General features: G+C 38.5%; 2 protein-coding genes and 1 tRNA gene. 1 reads left to right on the top strand and 2 read right to left on the bottom strand.

All coding sequences use genetic code 11. The features are described from left to right. Nucleotides 1–164 precede the first annotated feature (164 nt). Nucleotides 165–236: transfer RNA gene (locus tag C1A07_RS16005), tRNA-Gly, on the top strand. A gap of 1,006 nt (nt 237–1,242) precedes the next feature. On the opposite strand, the gene C1A07_RS15995 is transcribed toward C1A07_RS16005, so the two are convergent. Further along, nucleotides 1,243–1,620, bottom strand: coding sequence for a NusG domain II-containing protein (locus C1A07_RS15995; RefSeq protein ID WP_101878186.1), 378 nt, complete (start codon nt 1,618–1,620; stop codon nt 1,243–1,245). Continuing rightward, nucleotides 1,620–2,018 carry a hypothetical protein gene (locus tag C1A07_RS15990; RefSeq protein WP_101878185.1) on the bottom strand — a complete coding sequence of 133 codons (399 nt, stop codon included), beginning with the start codon at nt 2,016–2,018 and terminating at the stop codon, nt 1,620–1,622. Before C1A07_RS15990 ends, C1A07_RS15995 begins: the two co-directional genes overlap by 1 nt. Nucleotides 2,019–2,304 lie beyond the last annotated feature (286 nt).

Raw genomic sequence — 2,304 nt, 5'->3', positions numbered from 1 at the left:
GGGATGGAAAACACCCAACGAGGTACTGAGGGATTATTTACGGTCAGTGTAACATATGTTTGACAAACCTACATCAACATACAAGAAAATTGAAAAAAGTGCTTGACCTTGCAAAAGAATTATGATAGTATATGTATCGTTGAATATATCTTTTAAAAGATAATGCGCGAGTGGCTCAGTGGTGGAGCACCACCTTGCCAAGGTGGGGGCCGCGGGTTCGAATCCCGTCTCGCGCTCTTATTTTTTTCTAGTATTTATGCGGATTTCCCGTTTTGGGAGGTCCGTTTTTTGTTTACATAAAAATAAATTGCTAAAGTTTTAGAATTTTTTCAGTATAATTAGAGTACATTTTTAAGAGACTTTGCGGCGTAATCATTAATTAGATTTTTTTGCTGATCTTGGCTGGGGTGAGCATATCTACTAAGTAATGTCTTAACACTATTACCCATAACAGAGGAAACTAAAGCGGGATCGTATTTATCTGCTAAAATATTTGTGGCAATACTATGCCTGCAACTGTAAAGGGTTATGCTTTGCTGAATTGGTCTGGTCTAATTGGAAAGCCAGAATCAGTTGTGAACAAAAAATCGTTATCAGTAAACCCAGGATATGCTAATTGCATTTGCTTTTTCCAAAGGAGCCGTTTTTTTAATATATGATAGAGTATATCCGGTATTGGAATCTCTCGGTGAGAGCCTGCTGTTTTCATATTAGTTACGGCCCCATGCCTGTTATAACCACACTCAAAGGAGATGGCTGTAGGATTGATTTTAAGACAATTATCTTTTAACCCACATACTTCGCTTGGACGAGCACTAATAAGCAATGACACGTAAAACATAGGGTAATACCAACTACGCTCTATGATGTCAGACGATGTTCCAGGAATGATATAATTTGTTTGCAAGACAAATGTTTATATCTTTTTTGGAGTAATCTGGTAAGAGAATTTATGTGAAAGTCGTTCGGTACGCCAATACCGGGCGGTTTTTTCCGTTGTAGCTATTAAAGACCAAGTTCTTTTAGTAGATCTTCCTGTGAAATGACTGCCTGATATTCCGGATCACCACTGTGGTAAGCGTTGAGCACATTCACTCATAATCGTAACAGCGCCCAAGATTCTTTCTTTTATGTTTGACATAATTTCTACATTCCTTTATATATTTGTCCTCGATTACCTATATCAATAATATCAATTATAATACCATTTACATCAAAATTCCCTTTGTATGGAAGCAAGACCTAGTTTCCCATAATGGTAATGACCATTTTATTTGGAGCGCAAACTATAGTTTCAGTGGCATATTCGATTTTGCCTTTTGTGATGCAAACCTTATCTGGACAGGAGGCGTCGTCCACCCATATTTTTCCGTCCTTAATTACTAGATGATTGTAGCTGCTGTCGTCTTCCTGTATAGTGAGCTCCTGATCTTTATTAAGATTTAATTCGGCAACAAGCTTATTATTTACCGTTACCTGAACGGTAACTGCAGGAAGCGCGATAAAGATTTTGTAAGCTAGATACATCAGAAGAAATAGGATAAACAGGCTGTTAATTAATATAAAGTCATTTTTTCTTGTTTTTTTTACTGTCTGGATAGCTTTTTCGGAATCATTCATTATCGTAAAGGCCTCAACTGTTTCATATAAATGTCTGCAGCGCTGCGAAGCTGCTGGCTGGAGGGATAAGAAAGGGACTCGCCTATAGATTGGTCCGCTTCCAGAATCGCATAAACAACAGCGCGCATCTCTAATGATCTAAGGAGAAAACGCATAGACTGGAGGGAATCCTCAGCGTCAAATACAGTTAATTCCGGATGGTCAATGAGTTTTTCCTTTAATTGAATATAATACATAAGGAGAGAGACAGGGTCCTCCTTTGGCAGCATAGTGGAAAGCAGAAGGCGGACGCGGTCTCTCTGTTGTTCTCCGTAGGGAAATATTTTTAAGGTATATTCTTTATACTCTTTTTCACGTTCCTCGCGGGTTTTAATGTTCATGCCAAAGAACATGGCCATAGCAGTTACCTCCTGAAGTTTAATAAAAAAATTATATCAGATTTTTTAAGGGAATGGAACCTTTACAAATGAATTTCCAATATCATAAAGAGGGACATTGCCAATACGTATTCAGGCGCTGCAAAGCCGCTGCCATTGTGCCGGCTTTACAACGCCTGATTTTATTGTTAGGGCAAAGCCCTGTTTACCATTGTGGAGTTTTTCGTTGATCCGAAAAACGGAACTTTGGAAAACAAATAAACCACCTGTTATGCAGGTGAGTTAGAATTGCTTCAGCTTACAGCAA

The sequence above is a fragment of the Lachnoclostridium edouardi genome, assembly GCF_900240245.1.
GTDB lineage: Bacteria > Bacillota > Clostridia > Lachnospirales > Lachnospiraceae > Lachnoclostridium_A > Lachnoclostridium_A edouardi.
Note: the sequence above shows the minus strand (reverse complement) of the source record. Positions and strands in the feature narration are given on the sequence as shown.

What these genes read in the sequence shown, in the direction of transcription:
- C1A07_RS15990 (WP_101878185.1), bottom strand. Translation starts at nt 2,018, where the DNA reads ATGGCCATGTTCTTTGGCATGAACATTAAAACCCGCGAGGAACGTGAA.
- C1A07_RS15995 (WP_101878186.1), bottom strand. Translation starts at nt 1,620, where the DNA reads ATGAATGATTCCGAAAAAGCTATCCAGACAGTAAAAAAAACAAGAAAA.